Source organism: Humibacillus sp. DSM 29435, from assembly GCF_001758225.1.
GTDB lineage: Bacteria > Actinomycetota > Actinomycetes > Actinomycetales > Dermatophilaceae > DSM-29435.
In genome coordinates this window covers 53316-68431 of the sequence record NZ_MAST01000014.1, presented here as the reverse complement: position 1 = coordinate 68431, position 15116 = coordinate 53316, and the positions used below count along the sequence as shown (strand labels likewise).

Below are 15116 nucleotides of genomic sequence, written 5' to 3'. Positions count from 1 at the left end.
TGTGCGCAGTCCCGTCGTCCGTTTAACGACTACCTGGTCGCGGACTGGTGCCCTTTCGAATGGTGGGACACAGCGGACCAGCGAGCGGTACCCCGCAGTTGGATATGGCACGTCGGAGGAGGCCCGGCATGAACACCCACCGACGCCAACCAAACCGGTATCGCAGCGCCAGACACCACAGGTCCACGAAGCGCTGGACCTCGACCTGCGGCATGGGCTGCCCGTCGGAGAGCACCATGCCAGCCCCTCCAGACGCCGGTGCTCGACGCCACGCGGCCTGGGTCGCATCGGCGACCTGAGGGCGCAACTGGACGGTGATGGCTGAGTAGAACTCGCTCATAACAACGGACTCCCCGACTATCCAGGCATGCCGGCAGGCAAGGCCTTCCTGTGCGTCGTGGCCGCGACCGACCAGGGCGGCGCAGACCTCGGCCTCGTCTGACGTCCGGCGGGCGACGCGGTACGGGAACTCGCCCCATGCCACGAGGACGGCGGTGCTGTCCGCATAGCCGTCGCGGACTCGCTCATCGCGTTTGGCTCCGCGTTCCAACAGCTTGGTGACGAGGGCGCTCACCACGCCGCTGGTCAGGATGACGGTGAGGATGACCCAGCCAGCACCGTTGCCGTCATCACCGATCATGGTCCAAAGAAGGTCGTTCATCGCGACCACCTCGTGAGGGCGTCGCGCATGGCCTCGCTCGCGACCGGCCAAACCACGCCGTCCTGCGGATGGCCGTGCGGGAGCTCCTCTCCGGGCCACCGTCCCTCACGGCGGAACGCCTCCTCGGACAGCGCGTGCAGGCGCACCCTCGTCAGCAGGTCCTCCAGCCCGTCGTCCCACAGCCAGAGCAGGGCAGGGTCATCACCGGGGTGCTGCAGGCACAGCATCCGCGGGCCGACGTCGTTGCGGTGACGCCACGTCCGCCGGCGCTCGCTGACCGAGTACACCAGCACCTCACGCTCGCGCGTCACGACCACGCGAACCCGTTCCGTCGGGTACCCCTCCTCCGCGGCTGAGGGAAGGGGAAGGAGGTCCAGCTCGAGCTTGACCGCGAGCCCGTTGCTGAGCAGGCGACCCACGACGTTGGCGGCCCCCCACACCACGTTGCCAGAGGCAACGTCCTTGGCCACGCGGGCGGGGTCAGCCAGCAGGTTATCCATCGACGGTGGCGAGACTTCGATATTCGAACGCCTGGACGCCAGCAATGTGGGCGGCAGGGTGCTGACCTCGTCGACGGCCATCGCGCGCCAAGGGCGGACCGGGCGCGCGTTACCGGCGGCCGTGGTCAGCAGGCCGTCCGCGGTCACCGCCCCGCCGATCTGACCGATGGTCTTCAGACGCTCCGAGAAGCTCACGCCAGCCTGCGGGAACAGATCACCGAAAACGTAGCGCCAAGCGTGCACGGCCGCGACCGGGTCGCCTGCGTTCTCCAGGCGAACCGCTTCGACGGCCTTGCGCAGGTGCTCCTCAAAGAACCGGAGGACCTGCGCGCGTTCGGCACCGGACCACTTGCCGGTCAGGTCGTCCTGCGCGAGCCCGGCGTACGGTTCCGACAGCCTGTCCACGGCCACGCTGAAGGTGGCGACCATCGCCTGCTGCGGCGCCATTTTCTTGGTAACCGCCTCGTAGGCAACGGACTCGACGAGCAGTCCGCAGACCATCCCCTTGACCTCCGCGTCACGGTCGAGGGAGTGCTTCGCCTGCCGGACCTGGTTGACCCAGACCCCACCGCAGTCCTGGTTGCGTGCGGCGACTTTGTCGCGCAGCCGTCGCACGTCGGACAGCTTCGTCCACTGGTCCTTATCGCGGTCCGCGATGTAGAGCCAGCCGTCGTCGGGGCTCTCGGTCTCGAACGCCGGCACCAGGTCGACCGTGAAAGCCTGCCCAGCGATAGTCAGCTGAAGCGCGTGCGCATGTGCCTGGTCTACGTCGAAGGCAACGCCGGGCACGATGTTCGCATCGACGATGGCCCTGCGGATCTTGTCCATGGCCCACTCGGACATGCCAGGCTCTGTGCGGTGCTCCATGAGGCGGTCCGGCAGGACGACGACCATGTCGACATCCTTGAGCGGCGGGCGCATCGTCTTGCGGCCGAACGACCCCTGGAGCAGCCGGGACTGCAGTAGCCCCGCATCCCGCAGGCACTGCTCCAGGTCGGTGGCAACGTCGCGCGCCTGCTGGGTGACTGCCGGGTCAAGCTTCAACTTCTTGTCAAACGCCTTGAAGGCGTCAAAAACCTTGCCAGTCATCAGATTCTCCTGTCGAAAGTGACTCGTACAACACGCCGAGTATCTGGACGCGAACGACAGGAACGTGGTCTGATGTGCGTGGACAAACATGCAGACTCAGTTCTGCCGACGATGCGCCCGGTTCCCGCCGGGCGCATCGTGCTTTTCGCCTACTGCTTCTCCTTTCAGGTGTACGAACGTCCACCGCCCCGGACCCCATCAGGGGGCCCGGGGCGACGGCTTTGTCGGTGTTATCGCTTCGAGAAGCGATAACCATAGAAACTGTCAATCACGCGACTGCGTGACACTCCGCGCAACTCGTCCTCAGCTGCAGCCGCTGGTGCTTCCGCAGCCTTCGCAGACGTAGCAGGAGCCGGCGGGGCGCATCTTCGTGCCGCAGGTCAGGCACATCGGGGCGTCTGCCTTGATGCCGCCGAACTTCTCCAGCAGCTCGGCCGAGCTGTGCACGTCACCTGAGATCTCGCGGGCTGAGGCAGCGCCGGCACCCGACTTCACCTCGGACGCCACCAGCTCGTGCTTGTCGTCAGCCTTGGGCGCCTCAGGCGCCTTGCGGGCCACCTGCGCCGACTGCTGCAGTGAGGCGAGCTCGTCGGCGAGGTCTTCGCCACCCTCTTCACCGTCGGACTCGTACGAACCGGTCTCGAGCTGGCGGGCCCGCTCCGCAGCGGTGTGGATGCCCATGAAGGAGCGGGTGTCGAAGTCGAGGTAGTCAAGGGCGAGGCGCCGGAACACGTAGTCCATGATCGACTGCGCCATCCGCACGTCGGGGTCATCGGTCAGGCCGGCCGGCTCGAAGCGCAGGTTGGTGAACTTCTCGACGAACGTCTCGAGCGGCACGCCGTACTGCAGACCGATCGACACCGCGATCGAGAAGGCGTCCATCACGCCGGCCAGGGTCGAACCCTGCTTGCCGAACTTGAGGAAGATCTCGCCGAGCTGGGCGTCGTCGTAGGTACCGGCCGTCAGATAGCCCTCGGCGCCACCGACGGCGAACGAGGTCGTCTGTGAGCTGCGGCGCTTGGGCAGGCGGCGACGGACGGGGCGGTACTCGATCACCTTCTCGACCTTCACCGCCGCCGCAGCCGAGTCAGCGGCATCCTTCTTGTCCTTGGCGGTCGACCCGCCGTCAGACAGCGGCTGACCCACCTTGCAGTTGTCGCGGTAGACCGCGAGCGCCTTGAGGCCGAGCTTCCAGCCCTGCAGGTAGACGTCCTCGATCTGCTCGACCGAGGCGTCTTCGGGCAGGTTGACCGTCTTGGAGATGGCGCCCGAGAGGAACGGCTGGGTCGCCGCCATCATCCGCACGTGACCCATCGCCGAGATGGAGCGGGCACCCATGGCGGTGTCGAAGACCTCGTAGTGCTCGGGCCGCAGGCCCGGGGCGTCGATGACATGACCCTTGTCGGCGATGTACTCGACGATGGCCTCGACGGTCTCGCCCGTGTAGCCCATCTTGCGCAGCGCCCGCGGGATGGTGAGGTTGACGATCTGCATCGAACCGCCACCGACGAGCTTCTTGAACTTCACGAGCGAGAAGTCGGGCTCGATGCCGGTGGTGTCGCAGTCCATCATGAAGCCGATGGTGCCGGTCGGTGCCAGCACCGACGCCTGCGCGTTGCGGTGACCGTTCTTCTCGCCGATCTTCACCACGTCGTCCCACGCCTTGGTGGCGAGCTTGTGCACGTCGCCGTCCATCGCGTCGATCGTGCGGAGGTCGTCGTTGGCGGCCTGGTGCTTGCGCATGACCCGCTTGTGCGCTTCGGCGTTGCGGGCGTAGCCGGCGTACGGGCCGACGACGCCGGCGATCTCGGCGGAGCGCTTGTAGGCGGCCCCGGTCAGCAGCGACGTGATGCCGGCGGCGAGCGAGCGCCCACCGTCGGAGTCGTAGCCGAGGCCGGTTGCCATGAGCAGCGCGCCGAGGTTGGCGTAGCCGATGCCGAGCTGGCGGTAGTCGCGGGTGGTCTGGCCGATCGCCTCGGTCGGGAAGTCGGCGAAGCAGATCGAGATGTCCATCGCGGTGATGACGAGCTCGACGACCTTCTGGAAGGTCTCACCGTCGAAGGTGTCGTCGTCGCGCAGGAACTTCAGCAGGTTGAGCGAGGCCAGGTTGCACGAGGAGTTGTCGAGCGACATGTACTCCGAGCACGGGTTGGAGGCCGTGATGCGGCCCGTCTCGGGGCTGGTGTGCCAGTCGTTGATCGTGTCGTCGTACTGGATGCCTGGGTCGGCGCAGGCCCACGCGGCCTTGGCGATCTTGGTGAACAGCGCCCGAGCGTCGACAGTCTCGATGACGGAGTTGTCAAGGCGTGAACGCAGCCCGAACTCGGTACCGCTCTCGACCGCCTTCATGAACTCGTCGTTGACTCGCACCGAGTTGTTGGCGTTCTGGTACTGCACCGAGACGATGTCCTTGCCGCCGAGGTCCATGTCGAACCCGGCGTCGCGCAGGGCGCGGATCTTGTTCTCCTCGTTCGCCTTGGTCTCGACGAACTCCTCGATGTCGGGGTGGTCGACGTCGAGCACGACCATCTTGGCGGCACGGCGCGTGGCGCCACCGCTCTTGATGGTGCCGGCAGACGCGTCGGCGCCGCGCATGAACGACACCGGCCCCGAGGCCGTTCCGCCGCTGCTGAGCAGCTCCTTCGAGCTGCGGATGCGCGAGAGGTTCAGGCCGGCGCCCGAACCGCCCTGGAAGATCTTGCCCTCTTCCTTGTACCAGTTGAGGATCGAGTCCATCGAGTCGTCGACGGCGAGGATGAAGCACGCCGACACCTGCTGCGGACTGGACGTGCCCACGTTGAACCACACCGGTGAGTTGAACGAGAACACCTGGTGCAGCAGGGCGTGGGTCAGCTCGTGCTCGAAGACCTCAGCGTCATCGGGGGTGGCGAAGTAGCCGTTGGCCTTGCCGGCCGCGCCGTAGGTGAGCACGACCCGGTCGATCAGCTGCTTGAGGCTGCTCTCGCGCTTGGGGGTGCCCAGGGCGCCACGGAAGTACTTCGTGGTGACGATGGTGCTCGCGTTGACCGACCAGAAGTCGGGGTACTCGACACCGCGCTGCTCGAAGATCGTCTCGCCGGTCTTCCAGTTCTGCTGAACGACATCGCGCTTTTCCCACTTCACCTCGTCGTAGGGGTGCACGCCAGGCGTGGTGTAGATGCGCTCGATGTGAACGCCCTTCTTCGCGGCGCCACCCGTGGCTGCCTTCGTGCGCGGGCTCCGGTTACCGATCTCCGTCATTGTCTGCGGCCTCCCTGACCGTGGTGCTTCCAGTCGTACGTGTGTGATGGCCCTACCTCGAGTGTCGCTGTCAGCGGTGACAGTGGCGCCCGAGTCGTTCACTGCTGGCTGTGCAGCTTGGTCTCTCTGATCGGTGGTTCCTGGCCGACCGCATCGCGCTCCGCGCGCAGTACCGCGATGGCCCCCTCGAAGTCCTCGAGGCTGCCCCACGCCTGATAGACGCTGGCGAACCTCAGGTAGGCCACCTCGTCGAGCTCGCGAAGCGGCTCGAGCACCGCCATCCCGACCTCGTGCGCCTCGATCTCGGCGTTGCCCTGGCCTCGGATGGACTCCTCGACCCGTTGGGCGAGCAGAGCGAGGTCGTCCTCGGTGACCGGTCGACCCTGACAAGCCTTGCGCACTCCCGACAGCACCTTCGCCCGGCTGAACGGCTCGCCCGCCCCCGATCGTTTGATGACGCTGAGGCTCGAGGTCTCGAGCGTGGTGAACCGACGGTTGCACTCGGGGCACTGACGACGCCGACGGATCGCCGTACCGTCGTCGGTGGTGCGCGAGTCGATGACCCGCGAGTCGGTGTACCGGCAGAACGGACAGTGCACGGCTGCCACCTTCCTTCCCTGAGAACGAGCACCTCGGTGGCCCACGTCTGCTCGCCACCCGTTCAACACCGACAGGCCACCCCGTATGCCGCTCAACCACCCGCCCGAGGCCCGGCGCGGAGCCGGGCTTGGGGATGAGGCTGGGGACGATCTGGGGATGTCCTGTGGGTAAGTCCCATCTGCCTGGGGACTACATGTGGACGACTTACAGTGATGTAACTACTAGATGTAGGGGTAACTGTAGGCACGGTGCCACCCCGACCGCAAGGGCAACCCACGCCGCTCGGCGTGTCGACCCGCTGACGTGCACAAACATCGCAGAACCATGGTTCACGACGGGGGTGTCGGGTCGAGCTGACCGGACGCGGGCGGGAACGGGGCCCACGCGCGGCGTACCGGCGCGCCGAACGGTGACCCCCACGGTGACCCCCACGGTGACCCCCACGGTGACCCCCACGGCATGCCCTTCGCGGCGCGAGCGAACCACGACCCCACCCGATCGGCGCTGAAGTGGGAGGTGCGCTCGCGCGTGCTCGCGGCCACCGCGCGGTCGGGCCGCGCCAGGGCCACCGCGAGCAGGTTGCGTTCGCTCGTCGAACCGGCATCGAGATACCCGCTGTGTCCCGACGACGCGCCCCAGCGGTTGACGGCATCCTTGCTCGCCGCGGTCGACAGCCAGATCGACCCAGCCACGTTCTCGGCCTCGACGTCATGCACGACCGGGCCGGCCGTCGCCACCGGGTCGAGGTCAGCCCTCAACACGTTCAGGCCGCCCCGCTTCAGTGCGGTTTCTTCGATGGAGCGGAACGGCACACCCGGCGACCCGAACATCACGACGTCATCGATCGAATGCGGCTGCAGCAAGGCGAAGCCTGCGAGCACCGAGCCGTAGGAGTGGGCCCAGACGGTCTGGTGCACGTAGCGGTCACGGGAGGCTGCCACACCGTTGGTGAAGGCCGCCAGCTCGGCGGCGTAGCTCTCCGCCCTCGAGCTGGTGAACACGCTGGCTCCCGGCACGCCGATGCTCGTGTTCTGCGGGGCCGGGTAGCCCAGCCACGTGACGATCGCGAGGTCGTCGTCGTCGTCACCGACGCGCGACGCCTCGGCCCGCATCCGGGCGAAGATGCTGTCGTAGCGCAGCAGGTCACCTCTGACGGTCGTCGACAGACCGCCGACATAGGTGGCGACGTGCCCGGCCCGGTCGACGTCGCCGACGGCCACCGCCGCTTCGAGCAGCTCACCTGACCCGTCGACCATGAGCAACGTTCGCGCACCGCCGTCGCGACAGCCCAACACCTCGCGAACCGCCCGCAGGTCGGCGAGGCGGTTGCTGGCGGCGGTGAGCCCGATGCTGTCGGGCGCGGCCCACCCGGTCGCCACTGCGTCGTACCGGGCGCGGGCCTGCCGCTCGAGACGGCTGAGCAGCACGAGGTTGGCGGCGTGCCGGTCGGCAGCAGGGATGCCGTCGTGAGGCCCCACCCACTCCGGATGGTCTCGCAGCACCTGTCGCCGCTGGTCGGGGCTCAGGCTCGACCACCAGGCCTGCGTGGCGAACGGGGTCAGCCCGCCCGACAGCGTTGGTGGTGGAGGAGCCGTACCCGCCGATGACAGACCGGTGTCAGCGACTCCACGGGCCGCCGCCAGGAGGGACCGCGCCAAATCGTCGTCAGCGTCGTGAGCCACGGTCTGGGCGCGACACACGAAGGCTTCGACCTCCGCTCGCATCAGGGCCTCCCTACGGGCCTGCAGGGCCGCTGCGACGACGTCGGGGTCAGCCGCCCTCGGCAGAACCCGCACACTGCCCCACTCGTCGACCCAGGCGCCTTCCTCTTCAGCCCTGCGGCCGGCGCGAAAGAGCAGGGCCAAGGCCGAACGCAGGCGCGGCGCCGCAGACTCCAGGGCATCCACGCTCGCACCGAGTCTGAAGACGAGACGGCCGAGCCGACCGGACAGCCCGAGGTAGCGGGCGCCCGCCGCGTCGGCGGCTGCGCCGACCCACGAAAGCCGGGCGACGCGGGCGACGAGCAGCACGGCGGTCACCTCGAGCACCCGGGCCTGCTCGCGCCGCAACCCGCCGGCGACCTCTTCGAGCACCTCCGGGCGCACGCGGCGCAGGTCGGCCACGGTGAGCGAGCTCATCGCGCCGCACCCAGCGCGCGCGCGCCTGCCGACTCGACCTGCTCGTACGCTGCGGAAGCCGCACTGAGGGCCTCGCCGAGCGTGCGCACCTGCGCGCGCACCTCGCTGAGCTCGGTTCGCCATCCCGCCTGGATGCCGCTGACCGCCGCCGCCGCGGAGCCACCACCCAGCGCCTCCCGAAGCGCAGCGAGCTGTTGAACCATCGTCATGCCCGCGAGGATGCGAGCAGCGGCCCCCACGTCGGCAGCCTCACTCAGCAACAGTGCCGGGTCGACCTGGTATCGCATCGTCGATTCCCTTCGTCATGCTCTGCTCCCCACGAAAACGCTACGGCGTCAGTCGGCGTCCCGCGTCCGGCTGTCCACACCCCGAAGCCGAGCACTCGACCGAGGCCAGGATGACGCCACGAGGTCATCGCGGTGCTGCCCAGGGCCAACGCCTGAGAACGCCGCACCCCAACGTGGGGTGCGGCGTTCAGGCACGTGCGGCGGGGTCGAAGCGCCACTCGGGCCAAGCCGCTGGTGGTGGAACCAGGACGGCCGTGCCAGGGCTGGCTGGGCCAGCGGGGGTGAAGACTCAGGGAGCGGGCACCAGAAGCTGCTGCCCAGCGTGCACCTGATCGGTGGACAGCCCGTTGGCCAGCTGGAGCGACGCCACGCCCTCGCGAACCGGCACGTCGGGCAGCTCGCGAGCGGCGATCTGCGACAACGTCTGCCCCGACTCGACCGTCACGGGCCGACCCTCGGCGGCAGCCGACGCGAGCTGACTGGTCAACCCGATGCCGAGCGCGATCACCACGGCCAACGTGGCCACCGTGACCGTCAGCCGACCGAACCGTGTCAGGCGCAGGCTGGGCCGCTCGGCTCGCGCCGCCTCGGCCGCATGCCGGCCCGTGGGGACCAGGCTCAGCCGCGGTCGCGCCGGCTGCCCCAGGGGGCGGGCACCGGGGGTGCCCAGGGGCGCCCCGGGCGTCATGACAGCGGCATCCGTGAAGGTCAGGACGGTGGCGCCCATGGTGCCCTCCTCATCGAGTGGGGAACAGATCGGGTAACAGGTCGTGCAAGCGCTGCTGGAACGGTTGTTCGATAGAACGTCTGTACGATGTCTAGCACGCCTGTTCGAGAAAGTCGAGACACGCCTCGAACAGGTGTTTGGCAACTGTGTTCGAAACTCGTAGTCTGTGCTCACAACAACAACCACACCAGTCACCACTGACACTGGGTCGATCCGCCGCTTTCTGGGGCGAGAAGATCGGGCCACGCACAGCGGCGCGAACCGACGAAGGGTGCACCATGGCTGACGTGACCGAGCTTCCCGAGCGTGACCGGGGCGACGGCCTGACCATGCGGCAGCGGCGGGGGCTCGAGGGGATCCGTAACTCGGTCGACCGCCGCGGCTACCCGCCCAGCATGCGCGAGATCGGCGAGGCCGTCGGCCTGGCCAGCCCTTCGAGTGTCTCGCACCAGCTTGCTGCCCTCGAGCGCAAGGGGTTCCTGCGCCGCGACCCCAACCGGCCGCGCGCGATCGAGGTCGTCTCCCCCGACGCCCCCCCCGCCGAGCTCGCGCATCGCCGCTCGGCCTCCATCTCGGGCCCCTCGGATCACACGCCGTCGTCGCACGACCTCGAGACGGGCTCGGGTGACGCGCGGCCGGAGGCGGCCTACGTTCCGGTGCTCGGGCAGATCGCGGCCGGTGTGCCCATCCTCGCCGACGAGGTCGTCGACGAGGTGTTCCCGCTTCCCAAACAGCTCGTGGGGGAAGGCTCGCTGTTCCTGCTCAAGGTCGTCGGCGACTCGATGATCGAGGCGGCGATCTGCGACGGCGACTGGGTCGTGGTGGCGCAGCAGCAGACGGCCGAGAACGGCGACATCGTGGCCGCCCTGCTCGACAACGAGGCCACCGTGAAGACGTTCAAGCGCACCGACGGGCACGTCTGGCTGATGCCCCACAACTCCGACTTCTCCCCCATCGACGGCGACCACGCCACGATTCTCGGCAAGGTCACGGCGGTGCTTCGCCGCATCTGACTCAGCGCCGCGCGCTCTGCTGTGTGCTCAACGCGGATCAGCCGTCATCTGTGGTGGCCTTGAGATCAGTGACCCTGAAGGAGCGCACCGTCACGACACCCTGCCGACACGTGACGACATAGAGCCGCGACGTCGTGTACACCGACCGTTACCTTCGCGGCCGGCACCATGGTGTCGGGTGTGATCACCGTGACGGTCCTGAGCGCCTTCGGCGTCGACGATCGACACCAAGGCTTCGCCGCCGCGTACGAGCGGATCTACCTGGGGCCGGCCATCGCCCTGGGTTTCACGCTCGGCCCCATCCTCGTCGTAGCCCTGACGGTCAGCGGCTTGCACCACATCATGCTCGTCGCCGAGGTCGTGGTCATCGTGCTCTTCGGCAGCTACTGGGCGGTTCAGACCAGAAAGCTGTGGAACCTGCGCGCCACCTCGCGCGGCGAGGGACGCCACGTCGACGAGGTTGCGCAGTGACCCGCCGCACCCGTTGACCGATTCACACCCGCAACCCCTCGACCAGCCGGTCGAGCGTCTCGCCGAGCGGGGCGTGCAGCCGGATGCTCGCCTCCGCGTCACCCCGGGTGGCGGACCGGGTGACAATGGCGACCGGCGTTCCCTCGCGATGCGCGCGGCGCACGAAGCGGTAGCCACTCATCACCGCGAGCGAGCTGCCGAGCACCAGCAGCGCGTCGGCACGGTCGACCAGTTCGAAGCATCGCTCGACGAGCGCCTTGGGCACGGCCTCACCGAAGAAGACGACGTCGGGCTTGACGGTGTCGTGCCCGCAGACCAGGCACCGGGGGGTGTGGAACATCTCCACGAGCTCGTCGGCCAGCACGATGTCGCCGTCGGGACGAACCTGCTCACCCCACTGCGAGCCGACGGATGCCGCTTCCGCTGCGAAGCGCTCCCGAAACCCCGGGTTGGCCTCACTCATCCGGTCGTGCAGACCCGCTCGGGGCGTCACCTCACCGCAGGTCAGACAGACGGCGCGGTCGAGGGAGCCGTGCAGCTCGGTGACCTCGATCGCGCCGGCGGCCTGGTGCAGTCCGTCGACGTTCTGGGTGATGATCGGGCCGATGTAGCCCGCTCGCTGCAGCTCGGTGACGTGCCGGTGGCCGGCGTTGGGCGCGGCCGCGTTGAAGCGTTGCCAGCCGATGTAGCTGCGGGCCCAGTAGCGCCGTCTCGCCTCGCTGGAACCGGCGAACTCCCCGAAGGTCATCGGCTCGACCCGGCGCAGCCCGTCGGGACCGCGATAGTCGGGGATGCCGGACTCCGTGGAGAGCCCGGCGCCGCTCAGCACCACAACACCGCCACCACCGACCAGCTCCACCAGGACATCGAGGGTGCCGAGGTCACTGACCTCGAGCGGGAGGGGCCGCGAGGTGGACAGCCGAGTCGCCCTGCCACTCGGCCGGTCAGTCTGCGCTGCCGAGCTCACCGGCTGCACCGAGTTCATCGAGTTCACCGCGGGCGTCGAGGGGACAGAGGCCTGGTGCATCCTCTCAGCGTACGTCGACCGCGTCCGGCCGGCCCGTCTCCGAACGGGGAGCGAACCACGCCCGACGGTCGAGGCCGCAGCAAGCGCCGGGCGATGGTCATCGAACGGTCGAGCAAAGTCGTGGGACCCATAATATCTGGTTATGATGATGGCATGATCGATGCTGCGGGCCTGCGAGTCATGAAGGCCATTGCCGATGAGGGCAGCTTCACCAGCGCCGCCAACGCCCTCGGCTTCACCCAGCCCGCGATCTCCCAGATGGTCCGGCGCCTCGAGCAGCGCACCGGCACCGTGCTGGTCGAGCGCTACGGGCGGCAGGTGCGTCTCACCGAGGCCGGCAACGTGCTCGCCCGGCACGCCGTCGGGGTGCTTGCGGCCCTCGACGCCGCCGAGGAGGAGATCACCGCGATTGCCGGGCTACGGGCCGGACGAGTACGGCTGATGGCCTTTCCCAGCTCGTCGGCGACGCTCGTTCCTCAGGCCCTGGCCATCGTCAAACGCAACCATCCCGACCTCACGGTCACCTTCACCGAGGGCGAGCCGCCGCAGTCTCTCGCCGCCCTTCGAGCCGGCGACTGCGACATCGCCATCGTCTTCGTCTACGGCAATGACCCAACCGACCCAGCCGACCCGACCGACCCGGCTGCCGCCGGCAGCATCGGCCACCCGGGCGAGCTCGACGAGGACCTCTCCATGCTCGTCACCCGCCGACTGCTCGTTGACGAGGTGCGTCTCGTGGTGCCACGCAGCCACCCGCTGGCCGACGAGGCAGCCGCCACGATGGCCGACTTCAGCTCTGACGAGTGGATCGCTGGGTGCGCGCGCTGTCGAGGCCACCTGCTGATCCTCGCGGCACGGGAGGGTTTCACCCCGAACGTCGCCTTCGAGACCGAGGACTACGTCGCCCAGCTCGGTCTGGTGGGCGCCGGCCTCGGCGTCGCCCTCGTGCCCGACATCATCCTGGGAGCCGCCAAGCATGACGACGTGGTGGCGCTGCCGCTCTCACCACCGTCACGACGTCAGATCCTGGCCGTCACCACCCCCGACCTTCAGCGGGTGCCCGCTGTCGGCGCGGCGCTCGAGGCACTCTGCGAGGCAGCCCGGGCCGTCCCCACCGTCGTGACCGCCGCGACCGACGTGGCCACCAGCTGAGCCATCGACTGCGCACCGGCTGAGCCACCGACTCGGTTCAAAGACTGGGCGGCCGGCCGGGCTGCCGACGAGGGCTGTGCGGCATACGGTTGGCCCATGGGTGACCCGACGCGCATCTCCTACCTCTCCGTGCCTGACCGCGACGACGTGCCCGAGGGCGTGAGCCGGCTCTGGGACAAGTCGCAGGAGGCCTTCGGCTTCGTGCCCAACGTCTTTCGCGGCCAGGCCGTCAACGGCGAGCAGTTCCTCGCCTGGTGGCGCTACTTCAACCTGCTCGTCAACAAGGAGGGGCACCTCAGCAACGCCGACCGCGAGCTGCTCGCGGTCGTCGTGAGCAGCGTGAACCGTTGCGACTACTGCGCCGTCAGCCACGGCGCAGCCTTGCGCACGTTCACCGGGGATGCCGTCACCGCCGACCTCGTCGGGGTGAACTGGCGCCAGGCCGGGCTGGGCGAACGCGAGAAGGCGATGGCCGCCTACGCCGAGCGGCTCACGCTGCACCCGGCCGATGTGGTCGAGGACGACCTCCAACCGCTGCGTGACGTCGGCCTCGGCGACCACGAGATCGTCGAGCTGGTGCAGATCGTGGGGATGTTCAACATGACCAACCGCGTCAGCACCGCCCTCGGCCTCGTGCCCAACCCGGAGTACCACTCGATCGGTCGGCCCTGATGAGGGTGGCGGTCGCCGCCACCGGGTCGGCGGCGCTGGAGGCCGGGCTGCTGGCGGGCGAGGAAGGGGGCAACGCCGTCGACGCCGCGATCGCCGCGGCCATCACGGCGATGAGCACCGAACCGGGCGTCGTGAGCATCATGGGCGGCGCCTTCGTCAACATCTGGCCGGCCGGACACGACCCGGTCGTCATCGACGGCAACGTCGAGATGCCTGGCCGCGGCCTGCCCGACGAGGCCTTCGGGCGTGGCGTGCGCCAGGTCAGCACCGACTACGGCGGCGGCGTCACGATGGGCGCCGGCCACGGCTCGGTCGCCAACTCGGGGGCGGTGCAGGCGCTGGCGCTGGCGCGCGAGCGGTACGCCGTGCTGCCCTGGCGTCGCTTGGTCGAGCCTGCCGCCCAAGCCTGCCGAGAGGGCTACCGGGTCGGGGCAGCGGCGGCCCTCTACCTCGGTGTCGTACGTGACCCCCTGTTCGGCCCCGACGACGAGGCCTACGCCCTGGTCACCGGCGCCGACGGTGGCCCACTGCGCCCCGGCGAGCTCTCTACGAACACGGATCTGGCCGGCATCCTCGAGCTGCTCGGCGCGCACGGCCCAGCACTGTTCACCACTGGCGCGGTGGGGCGGGCGCTGGTCGACGACATGGCCGCGAACGACGGGCTCGTCACCGCGGCAGACCTCGCGGCCTACTCCCCGATCGTGCAACACCCCACCATGCGGCCCCTCGGCGACTGGACGGTCGCCCTCAACCCGCCACCGTCGGTCGGCGGGCCGATGCTGGCTGCGATGGTCGGTGAGCTCGCCGACCGCCATGAGTTCTCCTTGACCGACGTGATCAACATCCAGCGGCGGGTGCTCGGCTACCGCCTGTCGGTGCACGACCGGTCACGCGACCTGCACGCCGACGGTCACGCCTTGCTGCTGGCCGTCGAGCGCTATGGGCTCGCGGGTCTGCCCACCTCGGCCTCCACTGCCCACGTGTCCGCCGTCGACGACCAGGGCACGGCCTGTGCGATCACGATGAGCTCGGGCTACGGCGCCGGAATGGTCGTGCCGGGAACCGGCATCCTGCTCAACAACGCCCTCGGTGAACCCGAGCTGAATCGCCTGGGGCTGCATGCGGTGCCGCCCGGCACGCGGCTGGCCTCGAACATGGCCCCGACCACGGCTCGCAGTGCGACGGGCGGGGCCCTGGCCGTCGGCTCGCCGGGAGCCGACCGCATCACCACCGCACTGATGCAGGTGCTCGGGCGTTCGCTGCTTCACGGCGAAGAGCTCCAGGCCGCCATCGACGCACCCCGGCTGCACGTACGCACGCTCGACGACGGGTCCGTGCGCGTCGACCACGAGCCCGGAGCCGACATGGAGCTCGCCGTGGCGCAGAGCGGTCTGCCGGCGCACGCCTACCCCGGCCTGCACATGTTCTTCGGCGGGGTGGGAGCGGCGCAGCTGGCCGACCACGGGTTGTTGGCGGCTGGTGACAGCCGCCGTGAGGCAGCCGTCGGCGTGAGCCCGTGAACGGCCAGAGCAGCCGTAC

General features: G+C 68.9%; 13 protein-coding genes. 5 read left to right on the top strand and 8 right to left on the bottom strand.

What is annotated here, in order from left to right; genetic code table 11:
• Positions 1-22: 22 nt before the first annotated feature.
• The 7 genes from BA895_RS11725 to BA895_RS11695 form a co-directional block, all read right to left on the bottom strand.
• Positions 23-661 carry a hypothetical protein gene (locus BA895_RS11725; protein ID WP_139142618.1) on the bottom strand — a complete coding sequence of 213 codons (639 nt, stop codon included), beginning with the start codon at positions 659-661 and terminating at the stop codon, positions 23-25.
• Complete coding sequence (locus BA895_RS23535; RefSeq protein ID WP_139142617.1) at positions 658-2250, bottom strand: nucleotidyltransferase; 1593 nt, start codon at positions 2248-2250, stop codon at positions 658-660. Before BA895_RS23535 ends, BA895_RS11725 begins: the two co-directional genes overlap by 4 nt.
• Before the next feature lie 303 nt (positions 2251-2553).
• Positions 2554-5490, bottom strand: a complete 2937-nt coding sequence (locus BA895_RS11715; RefSeq protein WP_070192080.1) for a vitamin B12-dependent ribonucleotide reductase — start codon at positions 5488-5490, stop codon at positions 2554-2556.
• Between the two features lie 98 nt (positions 5491-5588).
• Entirely contained in the window at positions 5589-6089 is a 501-nt protein-coding gene (gene nrdR / locus BA895_RS11710) for a transcriptional regulator NrdR (protein ID WP_070192118.1), read from the bottom strand.
• Positions 6090-6419: 330 nt separating this feature from the next.
• Positions 6420-8228, bottom strand: coding sequence for an alpha/beta hydrolase (locus tag BA895_RS11705; RefSeq protein ID WP_070192079.1), 1809 nt, complete (start codon positions 8226-8228; stop codon positions 6420-6422).
• Positions 8225-8515, bottom strand: a complete 291-nt coding sequence (locus BA895_RS11700; protein ID WP_070192078.1) for a WXG100 family type VII secretion target — start codon at positions 8513-8515, stop codon at positions 8225-8227. The genes BA895_RS11705 and BA895_RS11700 overlap by 4 nt, the downstream gene beginning before the upstream one ends.
• A gap of 289 nt (positions 8516-8804) precedes the next feature.
• Entirely contained in the window at positions 8805-9242 is a 438-nt protein-coding gene (locus tag BA895_RS11695; protein WP_254666439.1) for a LysM peptidoglycan-binding domain-containing protein, read from the bottom strand.
• 278 nt (positions 9243-9520) lie between these two features.
• Between BA895_RS11695 and lexA the strand changes: the two genes are divergently transcribed.
• Both lexA and BA895_RS11685 read left to right on the top strand, forming a co-directional pair.
• Positions 9521-10255 carry a transcriptional repressor LexA gene (lexA, locus tag BA895_RS11690; RefSeq protein WP_070192077.1) on the top strand — a complete coding sequence of 245 codons (735 nt, stop codon included), beginning with the start codon at positions 9521-9523 and terminating at the stop codon, positions 10253-10255.
• Between the two features lie 180 nt (positions 10256-10435).
• Positions 10436-10726, top strand: coding sequence for a hypothetical protein (locus BA895_RS11685; protein WP_139142616.1), 291 nt, complete (start codon positions 10436-10438; stop codon positions 10724-10726).
• 22 nt (positions 10727-10748) lie between these two features.
• On the opposite strand, the gene BA895_RS11680 is transcribed toward BA895_RS11685, so the two are convergent.
• Positions 10749-11753 carry a Sir2 family NAD-dependent protein deacetylase gene (locus tag BA895_RS11680; RefSeq protein WP_254666438.1) on the bottom strand — a complete coding sequence of 335 codons (1005 nt, stop codon included), beginning with the start codon at positions 11751-11753 and terminating at the stop codon, positions 10749-10751.
• Between the two features lie 153 nt (positions 11754-11906).
• Between BA895_RS11680 and BA895_RS11675 the strand changes: the two genes are divergently transcribed.
• The 3 genes from BA895_RS11675 to BA895_RS11665 all read left to right on the top strand — a co-directional run bounded on the left by BA895_RS11675 (position 11907) and on the right by BA895_RS11665 (position 15097).
• Positions 11907-12905: a LysR family transcriptional regulator gene (locus BA895_RS11675; RefSeq protein WP_070192075.1), complete on the top strand. Its 999-nt coding sequence runs from the start codon at positions 11907-11909 to the stop codon at positions 12903-12905.
• A gap of 96 nt (positions 12906-13001) precedes the next feature.
• Entirely contained in the window at positions 13002-13577 is a 576-nt protein-coding gene (locus BA895_RS11670; RefSeq protein WP_070192074.1) for a peroxidase-related enzyme, read from the top strand.
• Complete coding sequence (locus tag BA895_RS11665) at positions 13577-15097, top strand: gamma-glutamyltransferase (protein WP_070192073.1); 1521 nt, start codon at positions 13577-13579, stop codon at positions 15095-15097. Before BA895_RS11670 ends, BA895_RS11665 begins: the two co-directional genes overlap by 1 nt.
• Positions 15098-15116: the final 19 nt, after the last annotated feature.

What these genes read in the sequence shown, in the direction of transcription:
- BA895_RS11725 (WP_139142618.1), bottom strand. Translation starts at nt 661, where the DNA reads ATGAACGACCTTCTTTGGACCATGATCGGTGATGACGGCAACGGTGCT.
- BA895_RS23535 (WP_139142617.1), bottom strand. Translation starts at nt 2,250, where the DNA reads ATGACTGGCAAGGTTTTTGACGCCTTCAAGGCGTTTGACAAGAAGTTG.
- BA895_RS11715 (WP_070192080.1), bottom strand. Translation starts at nt 5,490, where the DNA reads ATGACGGAGATCGGTAACCGGAGCCCGCGCACGAAGGCAGCCACGGGT.
- BA895_RS11705 (WP_070192079.1), bottom strand. Translation starts at nt 8,228, where the DNA reads ATGAGCTCGCTCACCGTGGCCGACCTGCGCCGCGTGCGCCCGGAGGTG.
- BA895_RS11700 (WP_070192078.1), bottom strand. Translation starts at nt 8,515, where the DNA reads ATGCGATACCAGGTCGACCCGGCACTGTTGCTGAGTGAGGCTGCCGAC.
- BA895_RS11695 (WP_254666439.1), bottom strand. Translation starts at nt 9,242, where the DNA reads ATGGGCGCCACCGTCCTGACCTTCACGGATGCCGCTGTCATGACGCCC.
- lexA (WP_070192077.1), top strand. Translation starts at nt 9,521, where the DNA reads ATGGCTGACGTGACCGAGCTTCCCGAGCGTGACCGGGGCGACGGCCTG.
- BA895_RS11680 (WP_254666438.1), bottom strand. Translation starts at nt 11,753, where the DNA reads ATGCACCAGGCCTCTGTCCCCTCGACGCCCGCGGTGAACTCGATGAAC.
- BA895_RS11675 (WP_070192075.1), top strand. Translation starts at nt 11,907, where the DNA reads ATGATCGATGCTGCGGGCCTGCGAGTCATGAAGGCCATTGCCGATGAG.
- BA895_RS11670 (WP_070192074.1), top strand. Translation starts at nt 13,002, where the DNA reads ATGGGTGACCCGACGCGCATCTCCTACCTCTCCGTGCCTGACCGCGAC.
- BA895_RS11665 (WP_070192073.1), top strand. Translation starts at nt 13,577, where the DNA reads ATGAGGGTGGCGGTCGCCGCCACCGGGTCGGCGGCGCTGGAGGCCGGG.